The 19,103-nt window shown below is 70.0% G+C and carries 24 protein-coding genes; 12 read left to right on the top strand and 12 right to left on the bottom strand.

The genetic code is table 11. The features are described 5' to 3' along the window. Positions 1-178 precede the first annotated feature (178 nt). The 4 genes from MKK68_RS01185 to MKK68_RS01170 all read left to right on the top strand — a co-directional run bounded on the left by MKK68_RS01185 (position 179) and on the right by MKK68_RS01170 (position 1,875). Complete coding sequence (locus MKK68_RS01185) at positions 179-469, top strand: hypothetical protein (protein ID WP_147840994.1); 291 nt, start codon at positions 179-181, stop codon at positions 467-469. Between the two features lie 473 nt (positions 470-942). Continuing rightward, the gene (locus MKK68_RS01180; RefSeq protein ID WP_147726923.1) at positions 943-1,128 is read left to right on the top strand and encodes a hypothetical protein; all 186 of its coding nucleotides are present in this window, start codon (positions 943-945) and stop codon (positions 1,126-1,128) included. 16 nt (positions 1,129-1,144) lie between these two features. Then, entirely contained in the window at positions 1,145-1,438 is a 294-nt protein-coding gene (locus tag MKK68_RS01175; protein WP_243938060.1) for a hypothetical protein, read from the top strand. A gap of 182 nt (positions 1,439-1,620) precedes the next feature. Further along, a complete protein-coding gene (locus tag MKK68_RS01170) occupies positions 1,621-1,875 on the top strand; it encodes a hypothetical protein (protein ID WP_244027821.1) in 255 nt (84 codons plus the stop codon). Positions 1,876-1,883: 8 nt separating this feature from the next. Here the strand turns inward: MKK68_RS01170 and MKK68_RS01165 are convergent, their stop codons facing one another. The 3 genes from MKK68_RS01165 to MKK68_RS01155 are packed head-to-tail and all read right to left on the bottom strand — an operon-like array spanning position 1,884 to position 4,460. Then, positions 1,884-2,642 (bottom strand): ABC transporter ATP-binding protein, encoded by a 759-nt coding sequence (locus tag MKK68_RS01165; RefSeq protein WP_244027856.1) that lies wholly within the window; start codon positions 2,640-2,642, stop codon positions 1,884-1,886. A gap of 28 nt (positions 2,643-2,670) precedes the next feature. Next, positions 2,671-3,423, bottom strand: a complete 753-nt coding sequence (locus tag MKK68_RS01160) for an ABC transporter permease (protein ID WP_244027854.1) — start codon at positions 3,421-3,423, stop codon at positions 2,671-2,673. Next, entirely contained in the window at positions 3,420-4,460 is a 1,041-nt protein-coding gene (locus tag MKK68_RS01155) for an ABC transporter substrate-binding protein (RefSeq protein WP_244027819.1), read from the bottom strand. Before MKK68_RS01155 ends, MKK68_RS01160 begins: the two co-directional genes overlap by 4 nt. Before the next feature lie 314 nt (positions 4,461-4,774). Here MKK68_RS01155 and MKK68_RS01150 point away from each other — a divergent pair, with 314 nt between their 5' ends. Together MKK68_RS01150 and MKK68_RS01145 are read left to right on the top strand one after the other, a co-directional pair. Beyond that, entirely contained in the window at positions 4,775-4,945 is a 171-nt protein-coding gene (locus MKK68_RS01150) for a hypothetical protein (protein WP_244027866.1), read from the top strand. A gap of 90 nt (positions 4,946-5,035) precedes the next feature. Continuing rightward, a complete protein-coding gene (locus tag MKK68_RS01145) occupies positions 5,036-5,443 on the top strand; it encodes a DUF3597 domain-containing protein (RefSeq protein ID WP_244027811.1) in 408 nt (135 codons plus the stop codon). Between the two features lie 86 nt (positions 5,444-5,529). On the opposite strand, the gene MKK68_RS01140 is transcribed toward MKK68_RS01145, so the two are convergent. Further along, positions 5,530-6,636 (bottom strand): polyamine ABC transporter substrate-binding protein, encoded by a 1,107-nt coding sequence (locus tag MKK68_RS01140; RefSeq protein WP_243937912.1) that lies wholly within the window; start codon positions 6,634-6,636, stop codon positions 5,530-5,532. Next, on the bottom strand, positions 6,633-6,992 hold the full coding sequence (locus tag MKK68_RS01135; protein WP_147726931.1) for a RidA family protein: 360 nt from the start codon (positions 6,990-6,992) through the stop codon (positions 6,633-6,635). Before MKK68_RS01135 ends, MKK68_RS01140 begins: the two co-directional genes overlap by 4 nt. A gap of 225 nt (positions 6,993-7,217) precedes the next feature. On the opposite strand from MKK68_RS01135, the gene MKK68_RS01130 reads away from it, so the two are divergent. After that, positions 7,218-7,484 carry a GlsB/YeaQ/YmgE family stress response membrane protein gene (locus MKK68_RS01130; RefSeq protein ID WP_147726932.1) on the top strand — a complete coding sequence of 89 codons (267 nt, stop codon included), beginning with the start codon at positions 7,218-7,220 and terminating at the stop codon, positions 7,482-7,484. An 83-nt stretch (positions 7,485-7,567) separates the two neighbouring features. Here the strand turns inward: MKK68_RS01130 and MKK68_RS01125 are convergent, their stop codons facing one another. The 3 genes from MKK68_RS01125 to rpsO form a co-directional block, all read right to left on the bottom strand. Then, a complete protein-coding gene (locus tag MKK68_RS01125; RefSeq protein ID WP_147726933.1) occupies positions 7,568-7,789 on the bottom strand; it encodes a YgaP-like transmembrane domain in 222 nt (73 codons plus the stop codon). Between the two features lie 148 nt (positions 7,790-7,937). Next, complete coding sequence (gene pnp, locus MKK68_RS01120; RefSeq protein WP_147840990.1) at positions 7,938-10,157, bottom strand: polyribonucleotide nucleotidyltransferase; 2,220 nt, start codon at positions 10,155-10,157, stop codon at positions 7,938-7,940. A gap of 210 nt (positions 10,158-10,367) precedes the next feature. Continuing rightward, positions 10,368-10,637, bottom strand: a complete 270-nt coding sequence (rpsO, locus tag MKK68_RS01115; protein ID WP_147726935.1) for a 30S ribosomal protein S15 — start codon at positions 10,635-10,637, stop codon at positions 10,368-10,370. 295 nt (positions 10,638-10,932) lie between these two features. Between rpsO and MKK68_RS01110 the strand changes: the two genes are divergently transcribed. The 4 genes from MKK68_RS01110 to MKK68_RS01095 all read left to right on the top strand — a co-directional run bounded on the left by MKK68_RS01110 (position 10,933) and on the right by MKK68_RS01095 (position 14,923). Further along, on the top strand, positions 10,933-11,133 hold the full coding sequence (locus MKK68_RS01110) for a hypothetical protein (RefSeq protein ID WP_147840989.1): 201 nt from the start codon (positions 10,933-10,935) through the stop codon (positions 11,131-11,133). 18 nt (positions 11,134-11,151) lie between these two features. Further along, the gene (locus tag MKK68_RS01105) at positions 11,152-11,724 is read left to right on the top strand and encodes a DUF1003 domain-containing protein (RefSeq protein WP_243937907.1); all 573 of its coding nucleotides are present in this window, start codon (positions 11,152-11,154) and stop codon (positions 11,722-11,724) included. Between the two features lie 150 nt (positions 11,725-11,874). Next, positions 11,875-13,161, top strand: a complete 1,287-nt coding sequence (gene serA, locus MKK68_RS01100) for a phosphoglycerate dehydrogenase (protein WP_187275348.1) — start codon at positions 11,875-11,877, stop codon at positions 13,159-13,161. A gap of 325 nt (positions 13,162-13,486) precedes the next feature. After that, entirely contained in the window at positions 13,487-14,923 is a 1,437-nt protein-coding gene (locus MKK68_RS01095) for an amino acid permease (RefSeq protein WP_244027810.1), read from the top strand. Positions 14,924-15,138: 215 nt separating this feature from the next. Here the strand turns inward: MKK68_RS01095 and xth are convergent, their stop codons facing one another. Next, positions 15,139-15,948 carry an exodeoxyribonuclease III gene (gene xth / locus MKK68_RS01090; protein WP_244027808.1) on the bottom strand — a complete coding sequence of 270 codons (810 nt, stop codon included), beginning with the start codon at positions 15,946-15,948 and terminating at the stop codon, positions 15,139-15,141. A 175-nt stretch (positions 15,949-16,123) separates the two neighbouring features. Here xth and MKK68_RS01085 point away from each other — a divergent pair, with 175 nt between their 5' ends. Then, positions 16,124-16,840, top strand: a complete 717-nt coding sequence (locus tag MKK68_RS01085; RefSeq protein ID WP_147858237.1) for a 1-acyl-sn-glycerol-3-phosphate acyltransferase — start codon at positions 16,124-16,126, stop codon at positions 16,838-16,840. Between the two features lie 6 nt (positions 16,841-16,846). On the opposite strand, the gene MKK68_RS01080 is transcribed toward MKK68_RS01085, so the two are convergent. From MKK68_RS01080 to MKK68_RS01070, 3 genes are all read right to left on the bottom strand, one after another. Beyond that, complete coding sequence (locus tag MKK68_RS01080; RefSeq protein ID WP_243937900.1) at positions 16,847-17,317, bottom strand: cupin domain-containing protein; 471 nt, start codon at positions 17,315-17,317, stop codon at positions 16,847-16,849. Positions 17,318-17,485: 168 nt separating this feature from the next. Continuing rightward, the gene (locus MKK68_RS01075) at positions 17,486-18,427 is read right to left on the bottom strand and encodes an outer-membrane lipoprotein carrier protein LolA (RefSeq protein WP_244027806.1); all 942 of its coding nucleotides are present in this window, start codon (positions 18,425-18,427) and stop codon (positions 17,486-17,488) included. Positions 18,428-18,616: 189 nt separating this feature from the next. Then, positions 18,617-19,103 (bottom strand): DNA translocase FtsK (locus tag MKK68_RS01070; protein WP_279605151.1); only part of this gene is annotated, 487 nt, incomplete at its 5' end.

Genomic DNA, 19,103 nt, shown 5'->3' with positions numbered 1-19,103 from the left:
CGATTTGCGTCCGCCGGGCCCGAACCCGGCGGAGCGTGCGGTCGCGATCACGAAACCCCGAGCTGGGCGCCGCGGCCGGAGCGGTTAACACCCCGGTAACCATAACCTTCGAGAACCGGGCCCTGAACGGCGGCGGGCTCGCCCATGCGCCCCGGCCGAGTTCGAAGGAGCAACGACCATGGCCCCCGGTTACGTGATCGCCGCCTGTCTGGAAGGCGCCGGAGCCATCGGGATCGTCGTGGCGCTGTTCCGCCTTCACCGGGAGCAACGTGCCAAGGCCGCCGAGCTCGCCCGCTTCCTGCGGTCCGGGCAGGTCCCGGACGTGCCGCTGCCGAAGCCTCGACCGGCTTCCACCGCCCGCCCGGCGCCTGCCATCCGGCTCGGCTCGACGATGCGGCCGCCCGAGCCGATCGATCCCTCCGACGCGCTGCTCGCCCTTCGAAGCGCGTTCGGCGCGTCGGTGCGTTGACGGCGCGCGCTCCGCGCTCGCCTCAGCGCAGCAGGGCGTCGAGACCAAAGCCGCCGAAGACCACGAAGGCGAGCGTGATCAGGAACTTGAGGTCGTCGATCGTCTCGGTCATGGCCGCCGCCCGCACGTGCTTGAACGCTGAAGACCGGGACCAGCCCGGCCTCCTCACCCTCCGCCGTCGCGCGATTTCGAGCGAATCGTTTCAGGCTTTCTTAACCGGCCGTCCCGGACTTCCCGGAGACGTGCTTCACGCCTCGTTAAGGCCTCCGACATTCGTCAGGCCGCCGTCAACCATGTTCCCGCCGCGGCGGCTCGCTGGAACCCGAGCCGCATCCCGCTCGTTGGGTGCGCGGAACCTGCCTCCATGTTGAGGTGCCGCGACGACCGCTCGGCCCGCGCCTTTCCCGGCAGGCGGGCCTTTTTCATGGACGTCCGGTCGCTTGGCGGCAGCCCGTCCCGATCGGAGCCCCGTGATGCGCAACCTCCTCCTCACCCTCATCGTGCTCGCCGCCGGCTTCGTCCTCGTCGCGATGTACATCGCGCCGACCCAGCCCGGCCTGCGCACTTGGTATCGCGACAACGCCTGCGTGCACCTCGACAAGGTGAGCCCGCAGATCTGCGCGCCCATCCGTCAGGCCGAGGGCAGCGACAAGGTCTGACCCCCGGATGTCGGCCCTGCGCCGTGCCGTCGATTGGACGTTCCGCGACCGGAACACCGGCGCGATCGTGATTGGACAATGGCCCAATCTGCCGCTCTGGTTGTTCCTCGGATTGTCTGCCGCGCGATGGCTGCTCGCGCCGAAGGCTGACGGCGGGCAGAATGACGTCGGGATGTGGCTTCGGATCGCGTCCGGCGCGGCGCTCGCCTGGTGGGCGGCGGACGAGATCCTGCGCGGCGTGAACCCCTGGCGCCGCCTGCTCGGTGTGATCGCGTTGGCCGGTTTGGCGGTCTCCGCGGTGTTCGGCTGATCCAGGGCAGCTTCGGAGCGAGGCCGCGCCGGCATTCACGCCATTTCGTATTTTCTACGCAGCATCGAAACTTGTCGTTGCGTGCACAACGAATTCCATGAATACGGTTTCGACCGATGGGTCCGTTCGCGCTCGCGTGTGACTATGCGAGCAGAAACCGGAAATCTGGGCGGGCGAAACCGATGACCAACCTGGGAACCACGCGCCGCTTGCAGGACGGCCCGCATCCGTCGAACGGCCTGCAGGTCCTGGGCAAGATCGCCGCCGTGCTCGCGATCCCGGTCCAGGATTTCTTCCGCGACGAGGTGCAAGCCTCCAGCGCCGCGACGCCCTCGGCAGCCGAGTGCGAGCTGCTGATGACGGCGTTCCTGCGGGTGCGCGATCCCGAGATCCGGAACCGCATCGTCGGCGTGCTGCGGGCGTATTCCGGCAACTGATCGCGGCGTCAGAGTTCGGCCGAATCGCGGGAGAGCTCGCTCCGCAGGCGCCGTGCCGCTTCGAGCAATGCGCCATCGCGCCGCCTGCGCGGACGGGGCAGGTCGATCCGCACCTCCGCCGACACGCGGCCAGGCTTGCCGGCCAGCACCACCACCCGGTCGGCCAGCGTCACCGCCTCGTCGATGTCGTGGGTGACGAACAGCACCGTCTTGCCGGTGGCGGCCTGGATGCGCTGCACCTCATCCTGGAGACCCTCGCGGGTGAAGCTGTCGAGGGCCGAGAACGGCTCGTCCATGAGCAGCACGTCCGGGTCGACCGCGAGCGCACGGGCGATGGCGACGCGCTGGCGCTGCCCGCCCGAGAGCTGGTGCGGCCAGCGCTGGGCGAGATCGTCGAGCCCGACGAGGGCCAGCATCTCGGCGGCCTTGGCCCGACGCTGGGCCCGCGACAGGCCGCTGTTCTCCAGGCCGAAGGCGACGTTGTCGACGACCCGCCGCCACGGCAGCAGGCGCGCATCCTGGAACACCAGGGCCATCGGCGTGCGGCAGCCGGGCCGCGTCGCCAGCTCGACCGTGCCCGAGCTCGGCGCGGCGAGGCCGATCAGCACCCGCAAGAGCGTCGACTTGCCGACGCCGGATTCGCCGACGATCACCAGGAACTCGCCGCGCGCGACGGTGAGGTCGAGGTCCGACAGGATGACGTTGCGCGTGCCCCCGCGCGCGTAGGCGAGGCTCAAGGCCCGGAAGGCGATGATCGGGTCGCGCATGGCGGTGTCGGCCTGGGTCGTCATGCGCTCAGGCCCGCCAGCGCAGGAGCCAGCCCTGCAGGGCGACGAACGCCGAATCAAACAATCCGTAGAGCCCGGCCATGGTGAGCATGTAGACGACCACGATGTCGGTGGAGAGCAGGCTCGAGGCCTGCATCATCCGCTGCCCGACGCCCGGCACGCCGAAGATCTCGGCCGCGACCACCGCCATCCAGGCTTGGCCGAGCGCCGTGCGCAGGCCGACGAGGATGCCCGGCGTCGCCGCCGGCAGCAGGATCTTGGTCAGACGTGCGGGGGCCGAGCGGAAGCCGAAGGCCTGTGCCACCTCGATCAGGTCGCGGTCGACGCCGCGCACGGCGCCCTGCGTCGCGAAGAAGACGATCCAGAACACGCCGATGGCGATGATGAACACGGCCGCCGACGGCTCGACGCCGAACCAGATGATGGCGAACGGCACCCAGGCGAGGCCCGGGATCGGCCGCAGCAGACGCACAACCCAGGCGGTCGCGGCCTCGAACGTCCGCGACATGCCGCCGACGAGGCCGAGCGCGATCCCGGCGCCCGCGCCGACTGCGAGGCCGACGAGGTAGTGGCTCAGGCTCGACGCCACCGCCTCGAACCACACCCCGAGCTCGATCTCGCGCAGGAACGCGGCCGGGATCGTGCTCGGCGGCGGCAGGAAGGCCGGGTTGATCAGCCCGAGCCGGGGCGCCGCCTCCCAGATCAGCAGGAAGGCCGCGAGCCCGAGGGCCGACAGCAGGATCGCGCGGAGGACGGTCAGCGCGCGATCGCCTTCTCGTAGAAGCCCGGCACGAACAGGCCGTCGATCGGCACGTCCTTGTCGAGGGTGCCGATGCTCACCTGATAGGCCTGCATCTTCCGCGTCGCCTCGACGATCACCCGCGGGTCGGCGGTGAACTTCGCCGCCGGCGAGGACAACGCCTTCCGGATCGTGGCGAGATCGGTGATGCCCTTGCCGAGCGCCTTCTCGACCGGCGGCGCGGCGCGGGCCGGATCGGTCTTGAGCAGGTCGGTCGCCTTCACCAGCGCGTCGACGAGGCCCTGCACCGCGGCCGGGTTCCTGTCGGCGAAGGCGCCCGAGACGGCGACCACGGTGCCGGGCTGGTCGGGGAACATCTCGGCGCCGGTGGCGATCAGGGCGATCGCCGGGTTGCGCTGCTGGACGATCGTCAGCGCCGGCTCGCGGATCGAGGCGCCGTCGACGGCGCCGGCGAGCAGAGCCTGCTGCGTCGCGTCGATGCCCATGGCGACGACCTCGGCGTTCGTCTTGTCGGTCTTGGCCACCTGCCAGAGCCAGTGCTGCAGCGTGGTGCTCGGCACCGAGCCCGGCGGCTGGGTCGCGAGGCGGGCGGCGCGGCCCTCCTTCTCCCGGTAGCGGCGGAAGGCCTCCGCCTTGTCGGCGGTCGCCGCGAAGTAGGGCGCAAGCTTGGGGCCGGCGACGAACACCATCTCCTCGACCGCGGTCGCGGCGACCACGCGCACGTCGATGTTCTTGGTGCGCGCCACCGCCAGCGGCGCGATGCCCGCGACGTAGACGTCGATGGTGCCGGAGGCCAGCGCCTGGATCATGTTCGGCCCGGACTCGAAGGTGGTGAATCCCGGCTTGAGCCCGGCGGCCTCGAGCCAGCCCTCTCCGTTGGCGACGAAGATCGGCGCCGCGCCGATCACCGGGATCACGCCGATGCGGACGGGCACCGGCGCGGTCTGCGCCGTCGCGGAGCCCGCCCCGAGGGCGTCCGCCCCGAACGCGAGCAGGCCCGCAGCGAGGATCGTCCGGCGATTGGGGAACTGACGCATGGGCTCGGGATTTCCGGGCTCGGGAGCGGAGCGGCTTCGGCCGCTCCCATGCCACAGGCCGGCGAAAGTGCAAATCGGCGCGCCGAAAACGCCATCTGCCCTCGCTCGCGCGTGGCAAGCACTTCGATTGCGACCACATGGTTACGAAGGATGAAGCCGCGCAAAATCGCCTAGGTATTCCAATGCAACTTTCAGATGCTGGAAAACGGTTCTGTACTCATAGAAAGCGTGTCTGAGAGATATCCACAGAGTCGAATTTTATTGCCATTCATTTCTGTATAAGGCATCCATCCTTTCCACCAGAGAAGTCTGCCTTGGGGATGATCGTCGCGATGCTCAGCTTCGCTTGCCTGACCTGCGGCGTTGGCCTTGCCCGCATGTCGACGCGCGACCCGGATCGGGCGCCGATGCTGGAACGATGGAGCGGGCTCTGCCTGCTCGCCGGCCTCGCCCTGCTCGGAGCCGCCCTGCCGCTCTTCCGCTGACGTTGCGGCGCGGCCGGAACAGGCCGGTCCGGCTCCCGTTGTCACGCGACTGCGGCGCTTTTCCGCGGCATCGATCGAGGGAATGATCTCATGAGCCTACTCGGCAGCATCGTCAGCAAGATCCTGCATCCGTTCGGAGGCGCCTCCTCCTCGGCGGCCCCCTCGACCGCGGATGCCGGCGGCGCCAGCAGCCCGGCCTCGACCACCACGGCCGACGCGACGCCGTCCGCCCCGGGCGAGCCCGTGGACGTGGAGGCGGTGCTCAACGGCATGGCCCAGAAGAATTCCCAGACGCTGAACTGGCGCACCTCGATCGTGGATCTGATGAAGCTCCTCGATCTCGATTCGAGCCTGACCGCCCGCAAGCAGCTCGCCGACGAGCTGCACTACACCGGCGACAAGGACGATTCGGCCACGATGAACGTCTGGCTGCACAAGCAGGTGATCAAGAAGCTTGAGGAGAACGGCGGCAAGGTGCCGGCCGACCTCAAGGACTGATCACGGTCGCCCGCGACGATCGAAGCCCGGCCATCGCGCCGGGCTTTTTCGTGCGCGCTCCCCGCGGCGACGGCTCACTTGACGGCTCACTTGCCGGTGCGCACCCGCGTCCAGGCCCGTGTGACGAAGCGCTGGGTGCGGTCGTCCCAAGCGGTGTTGACCGAGAGCCGCTGCATCGTCGCGTCGTCGGGATAGATGCCGGGATTGGCCAGGATGTCCGGCTTCACGAGCTTCTTCGCGGGCAGGTTGCCGCTGGCATAGGACACGAAGTTGGTGTTGGCCGCCGCAACCTCGGGGCGCAGCATGTAGTCGATGAAGCTCAGCGCCTCCGCCGCATGGGGGGCGTCCTTCGGGATCGCGAAGGCATCGAACCACATCAGCGTGCCCTCCTTCGGGATGAGGTAGGCGATCTCGACGCCGTTCTTCGCCTCGTCGGCCCGCTTCTTCGCCTGCAGCACGTCGCCGGAATAGCCGACCGCGACGCAGAGATCGCCGTTGGCGAGCGACTGGATGTATTCCGACGAGTGGAACTTCCGCACCGTCCCGCGCACCTTGAAGAGCGCGTCGGCGACCTGGGTGATGTCGTCCCAGCGCTTGGAGTCGCTCTTCAGGCCGAAGGTCGGCAGCATGCTCGGGATCAGGTCCTCGGGCGAGTCGAGCATCATGATCCCGCAATCCTTGAGCTTGTTCGCCGAGGCCGGGTTGAGGACGAGGTTCCAGGTGTTGAGCGCGGCGCCGGCGCCGAGACGCTCGCGCACCAGCCCGAGGTTGAGCCCGAGCCCGGTGGTGCCCCACATGTAGTCGACGGCGTAGGCGTTGCCCGGATCGTAGGCCGCGAGGCGCCCGGCGATCTCCGGCCAGACGTTGCCGAGGTTCGTCAGCTTGGCCTTGTCGAGGGGCAGGAACGCGCCGGCCCGGATCAGCCGCTGCAGGAACGGCCCCGACGGCACCACCACGTCGTAGCCGGACTTGCCGGCGAGCAGCTTGGTCTCGAGGATCTCGTTGTTGTCGTAGGTGTCGTAGACCACCTTGATCCCGGTCTCGCGGGTGAAGGCCTCGAGCACCTTCGGATCGATGTAGTCCGACCAGTTGTAGATGTTGACGACCCGCTCCGGCCCCGCCGCCAGCGCCGGCCCGCTCGCGAGCGTGAGGCCCGCGAGGAGGATCGCGCGGGCGAGGGCGGCGGCCCTCATGCGCCCGACCGCGCGGCGACGACGACGATCTCGACGAGGTATTCCGGCCCGGCGAGCTTGGCCTCGACCGTGGCGCGGCCGGGCGGGTTGTCCTTCGACACCCAGGCGTCCCAGGCGGCGTTCATCTCGGCGAAGGTGCCCATGTCGGCCAGGTAGATCGTCGCCATCAGGATCCGCTCCTTGTCGCTGCCGGCAGCCGCCAGCAGGCGCTCGATCTGGCCGAGGATGGCCTGCGTCTGCGCGGTGACGCCGGTGCCGACCGTGTCGGCGGCGACCTGGCCGGCGAGATACACCGTGTCGCCGTAGGCCACGCCTTGCGCCATCCGCGCGCCCGGCTCGAAGCGTTCGATCGTCATGTCCTGTCCCCCGGCTGATCTTCGGATCGCTTCTGCCGCCGGGCGCGGGCGAGGTAAAGGGGCGTCGGGCCGGCGGCCTTGGCCCATTGCAGTGCGGAAAAAGATCCGGCGACGGCCAATCCGTCGCAACCCCCGCTGCCACCGTGCGTTTCAACACCGTTCCAGCGTCGCGTCATCCGAAAGCGGCGTCACATCGTCAGGCGTCACGTCGCCAAGGGGTTCGTCATGGGTATTCTCTGGACCATCGTCATCGGTTTCCTCGCCGGCATCGTCGCCAAGTTCATCATGCCCGGCTCGAACGAGCCGTCGGGCTTCATCCTGACCACCATCCTCGGCATCGTCGGCGCCTTCGTCGCCACCTTCCTCGGCCAGGCGCTCGGCTGGTACGGCCCGAACCAGGGCGCGGGCTTCATCGGCGCCGTGGTCGGCGCGATCGTCGTCCTTGCGATCTACGGCTTCATCGCCAGCCGCGGCCGCACCACCACGCTCTGAGGTCGCGCTCGCCGACACGGACGACGACGTAGAAAAGGGGGCGCCGCGAGGCGCCCCCTTCTTCGTTGCGACTGGTCCGATGCTCAGATGTGGTCGGAGGCCGCCTTGATTGCGCAATGGCCGGTGGCGCCGCGCAATGCGAGGCCGACGCCGACCACGAGGGCCGCGAGGCTCAGCCACTTGTTCGGGCGCGGCTGCGCGGCCGCCGCCGCGATGCCGAGGCCGAGCGCCACCGAGACCGCGCGCTCGGTGGTGCTGAGGTTCGGCTCGCCGCTGAAGATGTCGTGGATCATGTCGTTGGCCATGGGGTCGTGTGCGCTCCTGTTGGGGTCGCGGATCGAACGCCCTCCGAAGGCCGGCGTTCCTTGTCGCCGCGCCGGAACCGCCCACGAAAAAGGCGCGGCCCCGAGGGGACTGCGCCGTCTTCGCCGTCAGGACCGCGGGTCCGGACGATCAGTCGTTCGACTGGCGACGCTCGCCGCGGCTGCTGCGCTCGCTCCGCTCGCGCGGGGCCCGCTCCTCGCGCTCTGGCTCGCCGCGCTCGGCGCGCTCGGCCTTGAGCTTCTCGGTGAGGTCCTCGCCGGTCTCCTGGTCGACGACCTTCATCGAGAGGCGGATCTTGCCGCGATCGTCCTGGCCGAGGAACTTGACCTTGACCTTCTGGCCCTCGCTGACGACGTCCGTCACCTTGGCGACCCGCTGGGCGGCGAGCTCCGAGATGTGGACGAGGCCGTCCTTGGCGCCGAAGAAGTTCACGAAGGCGCCGAACTCCATCGTCTTCACGACGGTGCCCTCGTAGATCATGCCCGGCTCGGCTTCCGCGACGATCGAGCGGATCCAGTTGTAGGCCGCCTTGATCGCCTTGCCGTCAGCCGAGGCGATCTTCACGGTGCCGGAATCGTCGATGTTGATCTTGGCGCCGGTCTTCTCGACGATCTCGCGGATCACCTTGCCGCCGGTGCCGATCACTTCCCGGATCTTGTCGGTGGGGATCTGCATGGTCTCGATGCGCGGCGCGTACTCGCCGAGCTCGGGGCGGGCGGCGGTGAGCGCCTTGGCCATCTCCACGAGGATGTGGGCGCGGCCGTCCTTCGCCTGGGCGAGGGCGACCTGCATGATCTCCTCGGTGATGCCGGCGATCTTGATGTCCATCTGGAGCGAGGTGATGCCCTCGTCCGTGCCGGCCACCTTGAAGTCCATGTCGCCGAGGTGGTCCTCGTCACCGAGGATGTCGGAGAGCACCGCGTAGCGCTCGCCCTCGAGGATGAGGCCCATGGCGATGCCGGCGACGGGACGGCGCAGCGGGACGCCCGCATCCATCAGCGACAGCGAGCCGCCGCAGACCGAGGCCATCGAGGACGAGCCGTTCGACTCGGTGATCTCGGACACGACGCGGATCGTGTACGGGAACTCGTGGGCCGGCGGCAGCACCGGGTGGATCGCGCGCCAGGCGAGCTTGCCGTGGCCGATCTCGCGGCGGCCGGGGGAGCCCATGCGGCCGGTCTCGCCCACCGAGTAGGGGGGGAAGTTGTAGTGGAGCAGGAAGGTCTCCTTGTAGGTCCCCTGCAGCGCGTCGATGTACTGCTCGTCCTCGCCGGTGCCCAGCGTCGCGACCACGAGCGCCTGGGTCTCGCCGCGGGTGAACAGCGACGAGCCGTGGGCGCGCGGCAGCACGCCGACCTGGCTCTCGATTGGGCGGACGGTCTTCACGTCGCGGCCGTCGATGCGCGAGCCGGTGTCGAGGATGTTCCAGCGAACGACCTTCGACTGGGCCTCCTTGAACGCGGCCTTGACCTTCTCGGGGGCGAACTTCTGCTCGCCCTCGGCCGGACACAGAGCCGCGACCACCTTCGCCTTCACGGCGTCGACGGCCTTGTAGCGCTCCTGCTTGACGGTGATCTTGTAGGCGTCGCGCAGCTCGGACTCGCAGACGCCGAGCACGGCGGCCTCGACGTCGGCGTTCTCCGGCGGCGAGAAGGCGCGCGGCTCCTTGGCGGCCTTCTCGGCCAGGCGCACGATCGCCTCGATCACCGGCTGGAAGTGCTTGTGGCCGAACATCACGGCGCCGAGCATGATCTCCTCGGACAGCTCCTTGGCCTCCGACTCGACCATCAGCACCGCGTCGGTGGTGCCGGCGACGACGAGGTCGAGCACCGCGCCGTCCATCTCCGGGACCGGCGGGTTGAGCACGTACTGGCCGTTGGCGTAGCCGACGCGGGCGGCGCCGATCGGGCCCATGAACGGCACGCCGGACAGGGTGAGCGCCGCCGAGGCCGCAACCATCGCCAGGATGTCGGGATCGTTCTCGAGGTCGTGGGTGAGCACGGTCACGACGACCTGGGTGTCGTTGCGCCAGCCCTCGACGAAGAGCGGGCGGATCGGGCGGTCGATCAGGCGGGAGACCAGCGTCTCCTTCTCGGACGGCCGGCCCTCGCGCTTGAAGTAGCCGCCGGGGATGCGGCCGGCGGCATAGGCGCGCTCCTGGTAGTTCACGGTCAGCGGCAGGAAGTCGATCCCGACCTTCGGCTCCTTGGAGGAGACGACGGTGGCGAGAACCGAGGTCTCGCCGTAGGTGGCCATCACCGAGCCGTCGGCCTGGCGGGCGACCTTGCCGGTCTCCAGAACGAGGCGGCGATCGCCCCACATCAGCTCTTCACGTTGTACGTCGAACATTCTTGTCGTCCTTGCCATCATGCGGCGGGCGAACCCGGCGCGGCCAGGGGCAAGACGGCGGGGCACTCCGGCCGGAGGAGTGCCCTGCGATCCTGTCCCTGGTGTTCGCGCCTCGAAGTCGCCCGTTGCTCGCGGGGCCGGACCCGTTCCGGCCACCCGAGATCTTGAAAAAAGCGGTCCCGAGCCGGGCTCGGAACCGCGTGGGCTGGATTAGCGGCGGATGCCGAGGCGCTCGATGAGGCTGCGGTAGCGGGCCTCGTCGCGACGCTTCACGTAGTCGAGCAGCGAGCGGCGCTGCGAGACCATCTTCAGGAGGCCGCGGCGGGAATGGTTGTCCTTGCCGTGGGTCTTGAAGTGGCTGGTGAGGTTGGTGATCCGCTCGGTGAGGATCGCCACCTGGACCTCCGGCGAGCCGGTGTCCTTGGCGACGGTCGCGTATTCCTTGATGAGCGCGGTCTTGCGCTCTGCCGAGATCGACATCGCAGTGCCTTTCAGGTGAGGTTTTCAGAAGCGCCGTGCGGCCGCCCCTCCGAATCGGGAGGACGGCGCCTGAGGCATGCTCGAGCCTTGGCCGATGCCGGGATGTCGTCCAGCAGGGTCGTTGGTCCAAGCGGTTTCGGCCCCGCCCGTCGCCGGGCCGAGGCCGCGCGGACCATACACGAAACGGTTCGCGGCGCCAGTCCCGGCCACCAGGCGTCTCCCGGGCCGCGATGCGAATTCTTCGCTGCTGCCCGCCCGTTTGGGATATGTTCGCTGAACATCAGGGGGCGACATCATGATCTGTCAGACTGCGATCGAGGCGATGGGTGTCCAGAACGACCGCCTCACGACGATGATCAGGAACATCGACGGCGGCATCTGGTGGCAGACGGATGCGAACGCCAAGGTCGAAGCCGGGAAGATCCTGGCCCAGACCGCACGCATCGGCGATGCCCTCGATGCCATCGAACGCCTCGTGAAGGGCATGGCGACGTAGCGGGAGAGGGGCACCGGCATGTCCGCCGACGGAGACGAGGCGGTCGCCCGGCTCGCCCGGCAGCTCCTGGATCAGGGCTTGGGCTGCCTATCGCCGCACGACCGGCGCGTCCTCGCGCACATCGCCGGGCGCGTCCATGCCCGCGACGCAGGCGCCGCCGCGACGTCGCGCGCGGGCCCGGATTTCGGCGAACGCCTCGCCGATCGGGTCGCCAGGCTCGGCGGCTCGTGGGGGTTCATCATCGCCTTCACCGGCCTGCTCGTCGGCTGGGTGGTCCTGAACACCGTCGTGCTCGCAGGGTCGGGGGGCGGCTTCGACGCCTATCCCTACATCTTCCTCAACTTGATCCTGTCGATGGTCGCGGCGTTGCAGGCGCCGGTGATCCTGATGTCGCAGAACCGGCAGGCGGAGCGCGACCGCATCGCCGCCGGCCTCGACTACGAGGTCAACCTGCGCGCCGAGATCGAGATCGTGTCCCTGCACGACAAGCTCGACCGCATCCGGACCGAGCAGCTGGAGGACCTGATCCGCGCGCAGACCCGGCAGATCGCCGAACTCGGCGCCGCGCGGGCCGCCCGCCCGCGCGGGTGAGCGGCGGCCATTTCGCATGACGGAACGGTCGCACCGGAAAGCCGATGCATCTCAGCCATCCGCCCGCGTCGTTGCATCGCGAAATCACCGCTCCTATCGCTGCCGGCCTTCGGCGCCCGGAGGCGCCCTCGTCGAACGGCCGATCGCACCATGAACTCCGAACCGCTCCCGCTGCTCGAAACCCTGGCCCTGCCCGAGAAGCTGTCGCTGCCGAAGGACAGGATCCGGGTGCTGCTGCTCGAAGGCATCAACGACAGCGCCGTCGGGCTGATGCGCGCGGCCGGCTACACCAACCTCGTCCGCCTGCCAAAGGCGCTCGACCGCGATGCGCTGCACGAGGCCCTGAAGGGCATCCACATCCTCGGCATCCGCTCGCGCACGCAGCTCGACGCGGCGGCCCTCGACGCCGCCGACCGCCTGCTCGCGGTCGGCTGCTTCTCGGTGGGCACCAACCAGGTCGACCTCGACGCCGCGCGGCGGCGCGGCGTGCCGGTGTTCAACGCGCCGTTCTCGAACACCCGCTCGGTCGCCGAGCTCGTCATCGGCGAGATCGTGATGCTCCTGCGCCGGATCGTGCCGCGCTCGGTCGGGGCGCATGCCGGCCAGTGGGACAAGTCGGCGGCCGGCTCGGTCGAGGTGCGCGGCAAGACGCTCGGCATCGTCGGCTACGGCAACATCGGCACGCAGCTCTCGACGCTGGCCGAGGCCATGGGCATGCGGGTCGTGTTCTACGACCACACCGACAAGCTCCGCCACGGCAACACCGAGCCGACCGCCTCGCTCGCCGAGCTGCTCGCCCAGAGCGACGTGGTCTCGCTGCACGTGCCCGAGACCGACGCCACCGCCAACATGATCGGCGAGGCCGAGATCCGCGCGATGAAGCCGGGCGCGTACCTGATCAACAACGCCCGCGGCACCGTCGTCGACCTTGACGCGCTCGCACGGGCCCTGCGCGACGGGCACCTCGCCGGCGCCGCCGTCGACGTCTTCCCGGTCGAGCCCGGCTCGAACCAGGAGCGCTTCGTCTCGCCGCTCCAGGGCCTGGAGAACGTGATCCTCACACCCCACGTCGGCGGCTCGACCGAGGAGGCGCAGGAGCGCATCGGCTCGGAGGTCGCGCGCAAGCTGGTGGATTACTCCGACATCGGCTCGACCATCGGCGCAGTGAACTTCCCGCAGGTGCAGCTCCCGCCGCGCCCGACCGGCGCGCGCTTCATCCACGTGCAGCAGAACCTGCCCGGCATGCTCAACCGCCTCAACGCGGTGTTCTCGAGCGCGGGCATCAACATCGCCGGGCAGTTCTACCAGACCGACGGCGAGGTCGGTTACGTGGTGCTGGAGACCGACGCTACCAACGCCGACGCCGAGACCCTGCTCGCCGAGATCCGCGCGATCCCGGGCACGATCCGCGCGCGGCTGCTGTACGAGCGCCGCTGAGCGGGGCGTTCGCGGACGCCGCCCTGCGATCGATCCGGTCTCCATCGCGGCGTGACGGCGCCGGAGGGATCCTGCGAAGCACGCCGCGCCCCCTCTCCCATGAAAAGTGGGTCGGGGAGAAGGGCGTGACTCCCCGAAAGCTCACGCCCCTCATCCTGTCCTTTTCCCCCTGGGCGAAGGGACCCGTGCTCGATTCGGCGTCCGGCCGGTGCCTGAGCGCTCCGTCGCGGACGACCCTGAAAAACTTTCCGTGGCGCGGCTATCGCTGGCGCGGCACTTGCCGCAGCCTCGCTGCATTTTCCGCGGGCTCGGACATCGCCACGCCATGACCACAGGCTTCTTCGCCGCGAAGAAATCCGTCGCCGCGCTCGTCGCCGGGCATGAGGACGACCACGGGCCGGCGCTGGCGCGGAGCCTGTCGGCGTTCGGGCTGGTCTGCATCGGCCTCGGCGCGACGATCGGGGCGGGAATCTTCGTCCTCACCGGCACCGCGGCGGCGGACTATGCCGGCCCGGCGCTCGCGCTATCCTTCGTCGCCGGCGGGATCGCCTGCGCCTTCGTCGGGCTGTGCTACGCAGAGCTGGCCGCGATGATCCCGGTGCCGGGCTCGACCTACGCCTACACCTACGCGACGCTCGGCGAGCTCTGCGCCTGGATCATCGGCTGGGACCTCGTCCTCGAATTCGCCTTCGCCGCCGCCACCGTCGCGGTGGGCTGGTCGGGCTACGCGCAGAGCCTGCTCGCGGATGCGGGCCTGCGCCTGCCGGCGGCGCTCGCCGCGGCGCCCGGCGGAGGCGGCCTCGTCAACCTGCCCGCCGCAGGGATCGTGCTCGCGCTGACGGCGCTCCTGATGCGCGGCAGCCGCGAGGCCTCGCTCGTCAACACCGCGATGGTGGCGCTGAAGGTCGCGATCATCCTTGGCTTCGTCGGCGTCGGGGCGGCGCACCTGAAGCCGGAGCTGTGGCACCCGTTCATCCCGGAGAACACCGGCACCTTCGGGGAATTCGGCTGGAGCGGCATCCTGCGCGGCGCCGGCGTGGTGTTCTTCGCCTTCATCGGCTTCGAGACGGTCTCGACCGCCGCCGGCGAGACCCGCGACCCGCAGCGCGACGCGCCGATCGGCCTGCTCGGGTCCCTGGCGGTGAGCACGGTGCTCTACGTCGCGGTCGCCGCGGTGCTCACCGGGCTCGTGCCCTACCGGGCGCTGAACGTCGCCGACCCGATCGCCAAGGCGATCGACGCGATCGGGCTTGGCGGCTTCGCCGTCGCGATCAAGCTCGGCGCGCTGATCGGGCTGACGACCTCGACGCTGACCGCGCTCTACGGCCAGGCGCGGGTCTTCTACGCGATGGCCCGCGACGGCCTGCTGCCGCGGCTGTTCACGCGGGTGAGCCCGACGACGCGCACGCCCATGCTGAGCCAGGCGACGATCGGCCTGATGACCGCGCTCGTGGCCGGCCTCGTGCCGATCGAGGAACTCGGCGAGCTGGTCAGCATCGGCACGCTCTTCGCCTTCGTGCTGGTCTGCACCGCCGTGCTGATCCTGCGCCGGACCGAGCCGGAGCGGCCGCGCCCGTTCCGGGTCCCGGCGGTCGCGCTGGTGGCGAGCCTCGGCATCCTGTCCTGCCTGCTGCTGATGGCGGGCCTGCCGGGCCAGACCTGGATCCGCCTCGCGGTCTGGCTGACGTTCGGCCTCGCCCTCTACGCGGGCTACGGACGCAGGAACGCCCGCCGGGTGAGGGCGGGCGCGTCGCGGGCGTAGAGCTGGAACCGAGCCTCATGGGGCCTGACTCATGAGGCTGGGTGCGGACGCTCAGAACGAGCGGCGGTGCGGGGTCTGGGCGCCGCCGTAGCGGCGGCGGAGATACGAGACGACCTTCGGCAGCAGGAAGGCGAGCAGGATCTTTCGCATGGGGTCGGCGAACCTTCTTCACGAGCGTGTGAAGATGCAATGCGCCGGCCCCGTTAGCGTTCCGGTCAAAGCTCCAGCGTCAACGTCACGGGCGCGTGGTCGGACGGGCGCTCCCAGCCGCGGGCCTCGCGCGCGACATCGACCTTGCGCACGGTGCCGGCGAGGTCGGGCGAGACCCAGGCATGGTCGAGGCGGCGGCCCTTGTCGGCCGCCGACCAGTCGGGCGAGCGGTAGCTCCACCAGGTGAAGATCTTCTCCGGCGGCGGCGTCAGCAGGCGCGCGGTGTCGACCCAGCCGGCCTCGTTGCGCAAGCGTTCCAGCGCCTCGGTCTCGACGGGGGTGTGGCTCACCACGTCGAGCAGCTGCTTGTGCGACCAGACGTCGTGCTCCAGCGGCGCGACGTTGAGGTCGCCGACGAGGATCGCGGGGCCCTTCACGCGCCGCCCGCCCCAGGCGCGCAGGTCGCGCAGGAAGTCGAGCTTGTGCGCGAATTTCGGGTTGAGCGCGGTGTCGGGCACGTCGCCGCCGGCCGGCACGTAGAAATCGTGCAGCGCGATGCCCGCCGCGGCGCCGGCCTCGGGGCCGAGCACCGCCGAGATGTGGCGCGCGTCCTGGCGCTCGCAGAAGCTCATCACCGCGCCGGTGACGAGCGGAAACCGCGACAGGATCGCGACGCCGTTGTAGCCCTTCTGCCCGGCGAAGACGACGTTCTCGTAGCCCGAGCCGCGCAAGGCCTTCAGCGGGAAGGCGTCGTCCGGGCACTTGGTCTCCTGCAGGCACAGCACGTCGGGCTTCGCCTCGGCGAGGAAGCGCAGCACGAGATCGATGCGCAGGCGCACCGAGTTGATGTTCCAGGACGTGACGGTGAGGCGCAACGGAAACGCTCGCGGTTGTCGGGGGGAGGCCGGTGGATAGCGCGATTCGCCGGCGCGATCGACGCTGCGACCGGGCGGCCTGCGGAAATGGCGTGCTCCGCCCCGGACGACGGGGTATGTCCGCGCAAAGACCATCGGTCGGCCCCGCTCGACGACACGCCAGAGACATAGCCCCTTGCCGCGCATCCGCTCCGTCCTGTTCAACGCCTACTGGGCCGCCTGGACGGCCTTGTTCCTGGCACCGCTCGCGGTGCTGGCCGCCTCCGGCTCACCGGTCCGGCCGATCCGCGCGGCGACGCGCCTGTGGGCGCGGGGCATCCTGTTCGGGCTCCGCACGATCTGCGGCCTGCGCTACGTCGAGGAGGGGCGCGAGCGCATCCCGGCCGAGCCCTGCCTGATCGTCGCCAACCATCAGTCGGCCTGGGAGACGCTGGCCTTCCTGATCCTGGTGCCCGACGTGGCGATCATCGCCAAGCGCGAGCTCGTCGCGATCCCCGTGGTCGGCTGGTTCCTGCGGCGCTCGCCGATGATCATCATCGACCGCGCCAACGGCACCCAGGCCCTGCGCACGATGATCGACGAGAGCCGCGCCGCGGTGGCCGACGGCCGCTCGGTGCTGATCTTCCCCGAGGGCACCCGCGGCACCATCGACGAGAAGCTGCAGTTCAAGCGCGGGGTCGAGCTGCTGTACGGGCGTCTCGGCCTGCCGGTGCTGCCGGTGGCGGTCAATTCCGGGCTGTACTGGCCGACCGGGTCGTCGACGCGCGCCGGCACCGTGACGGTGAGCTACCTCGCCACCCTGGCGCCGGGCCTGCCGGCCGCCGAGTTCATGCGCGGCACCGAAGGCGCGATCGACAGCGAGCTCGATCGCTGGCGCCCGCAGGCGGCGTGAGGGTCCTCAATCGACCGCGCCGTAATAGGTGAAGTGCTTCCGCACCGGCTCGATCACGTCCCAGGTGCCGGAGAAGCCCTTCGGCGTGACGAAGGCGTCGCCCGCGCGATAGGTCTTCGAACGGCCCTCGGCGTCGGTGACGGTCACCACGCCTTCGAGCAGGTGGATGAACTCGTCCCGGCCGAAATCGATGCGGAACTTGCCCGGCCGGCAGGTCCAGATCCCGGCGGCGAACAGCTTGTCGGGGCTCTCGTAGACGTAGGTCGCGGTCTGCTCGGGGCGGCCCGAGAGGATGCAGGAGCGCTCGGGCCAGTACGTCGCGCTCGGCGGCCGGACGGCCGGGAAGTCGACGTTCGTCATCGTCGGCCCGTCCAGCACCGGCGGCGGCGGGCCGGCCGGGCGGCGAAGGCCCGGCACCACCGCGAGGAACGCGGCGACGGGGCCTGCGAAGGTGTGGAGCAGCCTGGCGATTTCCATGTCGAACCCTTCCTCGAATCGATCGAGGGGGCAGGATCGGGCGGCGCGCCTTGACGGCGGGTTCACCGGCGCGCCAGGCCACGCCGATCGGCGCGCTTCGGGACGTCCTTCCCCGGATCGATGCGGAAAGCGTTAAGGAAGCCTCACCATGGCGGACTTTCGCGGACCTCAGGGGGTCTGGGACTGCTTGATCCGCTCCTGCATCGCCTTGTCCTCGGGGCGCCCGTAATTGATGAAGAACAGGTTGCCGTCGACGGCCTTGCCCTTCTGCAGGTTCGAGAGCTGCACGGTGGTGAGGTAGCCCTGCGGATCGGTGATCCGCCACTGGCCGAGCACCTTCATGTCGGCATCGAAGTACAGCTGGATCCTCGAGGTCCCGCCGAGCGTGGCGCGGTCCTCCAGGCTGATGCGGATGCCGCCCGGGTCGTTCGAGACATCGGTGACGGTGAGGTCGCGGGCGAGGTCGATCTTCTCGCGGACCAGGAATTTCAGCGGGGTCTGCGCGATGAAGTACAGGTCCTGGGTCGCGAGCTTGCGGTCGCGCACCGCCACCGAGGTGCCGTCGGCCACCACCTCCAGCGGCGAGGGCGCGTCGTAGTCGAAGCGCAGGCGCCCGGGCTTGGCGATGGTGAGCTTGCCGCCGATCTTCCGCCCGTCCGCGGCGATCTGGATGAACGAGCCGGTGAGCGTGCTCATGCCGTTGAAATAGGCGTTGGCCTGGGCCAGCACGGTGGCGGCGTCCGGCGCCTCGTCGGAGGCGGCGGCCGGGGCGGGGGTCGGCGCGCCGACGGCGGCGACCTTCGCATCCGCCGCGGCGGGCTTGGCGGCGACCGGCTTGGCGGCGGGCTTCTCGGCCGAGCGCGACTTCGCGTCCTTCGCCGAATCCTTGCTCGCATCCTTGGCCGCAGGCTTGGCGACCGTCTTCTTCGCGGGTGCCGCGGCCGGTGCGGCGGGGGCCGCCTCGGGCTCGGGCGCGGGAGCGGGCTGCTCCTTGCGGCCGAACAGGCCGTCGAGGAAGCTGCTGACCTGTGCGTCGGCCGGCGCCACCGGGGCGATCCAGGCCGCGACCGCGAGGAGCGATCCGGCAAGTCGGGTGCGGCGGCCGAGCATGGTCAGGCGTCTCCTGGGCGGGTGCGGCGTCCCGCAAGCGATGGTCGGCTTCAGGCGCGAAGGCGTGCGAAACGCCCGTCGCGCCGTGATGCCCCCTCGGGGCGCCGGGCCGTGTCGTCGGATGCCGTTAGAGCGGCGCCCTGTGGCGAAGATGCGACGCCGGCCGCGTTTCCGGCCGGCGCCTCGTCGTCACTCGTCGTCGTACATGCTGGCGGCGTGGGGCGCGCCCTCGACTAGGATCTCGCGCTTGCCGGCGTGGTTGGCCTGCCCGACGATGCCCTCGATCTCCATCCGCTCCATGATCGACGCGGCGCGGTTGTAGCCGATCTGCAGACGGCGCTGGATGTAGCTGGTCGACGCCTTGCGGTCGCGTAAGACCACCTGGATCGCCTGCTCGTAGAGGTCGCCGGCCTCGCCGCCCGACGCCGCCACGAAAGCGCCGACGTCGAAGACCGGAAGGTCGGCCTCCTCGGTCTCGGCCTCGACCGCCTCGGCCTTGCCCTTGCCCCTGCCGGCCGATTTCGGCGCCTCGTCGGACCCGTCGTCGGCGGTGACCGCCTCGAGGTAGGCCGGGCGGCCCTGGCGCTTGAGGTGGGCGACCACGCTCTCTACCTCCGAATCCGAGCAGAACGGCCCGTGCACCCGGGTCGTGCGACCGCCGCCGGCCATGAACAGC

It is taken from the genome of Methylobacterium sp. E-016, from assembly GCF_022829745.1.
Classification (GTDB): Bacteria; Pseudomonadota; Alphaproteobacteria; order Rhizobiales; family Beijerinckiaceae; genus Methylobacterium.
The sequence above is the reverse complement of the archived record's forward strand: the minus strand, read 5'-3'. Positions and strand labels throughout refer to the sequence as shown.

What these genes read in the sequence shown, in the direction of transcription:
- MKK68_RS01185 (WP_147840994.1), top strand. Translation starts at nt 179, where the DNA reads ATGGCCCCCGGTTACGTGATCGCCGCCTGTCTGGAAGGCGCCGGAGCC.
- MKK68_RS01180 (WP_147726923.1), top strand. Translation starts at nt 943, where the DNA reads ATGCGCAACCTCCTCCTCACCCTCATCGTGCTCGCCGCCGGCTTCGTC.
- MKK68_RS01170 (WP_244027821.1), top strand. Translation starts at nt 1,621, where the DNA reads ATGACCAACCTGGGAACCACGCGCCGCTTGCAGGACGGCCCGCATCCG.
- MKK68_RS01165 (WP_244027856.1), bottom strand. Translation starts at nt 2,642, where the DNA reads ATGCGCGACCCGATCATCGCCTTCCGGGCCTTGAGCCTCGCCTACGCG.
- MKK68_RS01155 (WP_244027819.1), bottom strand. Translation starts at nt 4,460, where the DNA reads ATGCGTCAGTTCCCCAATCGCCGGACGATCCTCGCTGCGGGCCTGCTC.
- MKK68_RS01145 (WP_244027811.1), top strand. Translation starts at nt 5,036, where the DNA reads ATGAGCCTACTCGGCAGCATCGTCAGCAAGATCCTGCATCCGTTCGGA.
- MKK68_RS01140 (WP_243937912.1), bottom strand. Translation starts at nt 6,636, where the DNA reads ATGAGGGCCGCCGCCCTCGCCCGCGCGATCCTCCTCGCGGGCCTCACG.
- MKK68_RS01135 (WP_147726931.1), bottom strand. Translation starts at nt 6,992, where the DNA reads ATGACGATCGAACGCTTCGAGCCGGGCGCGCGGATGGCGCAAGGCGTG.
- MKK68_RS01130 (WP_147726932.1), top strand. Translation starts at nt 7,218, where the DNA reads ATGGGTATTCTCTGGACCATCGTCATCGGTTTCCTCGCCGGCATCGTC.
- MKK68_RS01125 (WP_147726933.1), bottom strand. Translation starts at nt 7,789, where the DNA reads ATGGCCAACGACATGATCCACGACATCTTCAGCGGCGAGCCGAACCTC.
- pnp (WP_147840990.1), bottom strand. Translation starts at nt 10,157, where the DNA reads ATGTTCGACGTACAACGTGAAGAGCTGATGTGGGGCGATCGCCGCCTC.
- rpsO (WP_147726935.1), bottom strand. Translation starts at nt 10,637, where the DNA reads ATGTCGATCTCGGCAGAGCGCAAGACCGCGCTCATCAAGGAATACGCG.
- MKK68_RS01110 (WP_147840989.1), top strand. Translation starts at nt 10,933, where the DNA reads ATGATCTGTCAGACTGCGATCGAGGCGATGGGTGTCCAGAACGACCGC.
- MKK68_RS01105 (WP_243937907.1), top strand. Translation starts at nt 11,152, where the DNA reads ATGTCCGCCGACGGAGACGAGGCGGTCGCCCGGCTCGCCCGGCAGCTC.
- serA (WP_187275348.1), top strand. Translation starts at nt 11,875, where the DNA reads ATGAACTCCGAACCGCTCCCGCTGCTCGAAACCCTGGCCCTGCCCGAG.
- MKK68_RS01095 (WP_244027810.1), top strand. Translation starts at nt 13,487, where the DNA reads ATGACCACAGGCTTCTTCGCCGCGAAGAAATCCGTCGCCGCGCTCGTC.
- MKK68_RS01080 (WP_243937900.1), bottom strand. Translation starts at nt 17,317, where the DNA reads ATGGAAATCGCCAGGCTGCTCCACACCTTCGCAGGCCCCGTCGCCGCG.
- MKK68_RS01075 (WP_244027806.1), bottom strand. Translation starts at nt 18,427, where the DNA reads ATGCTCGGCCGCCGCACCCGACTTGCCGGATCGCTCCTCGCGGTCGCG.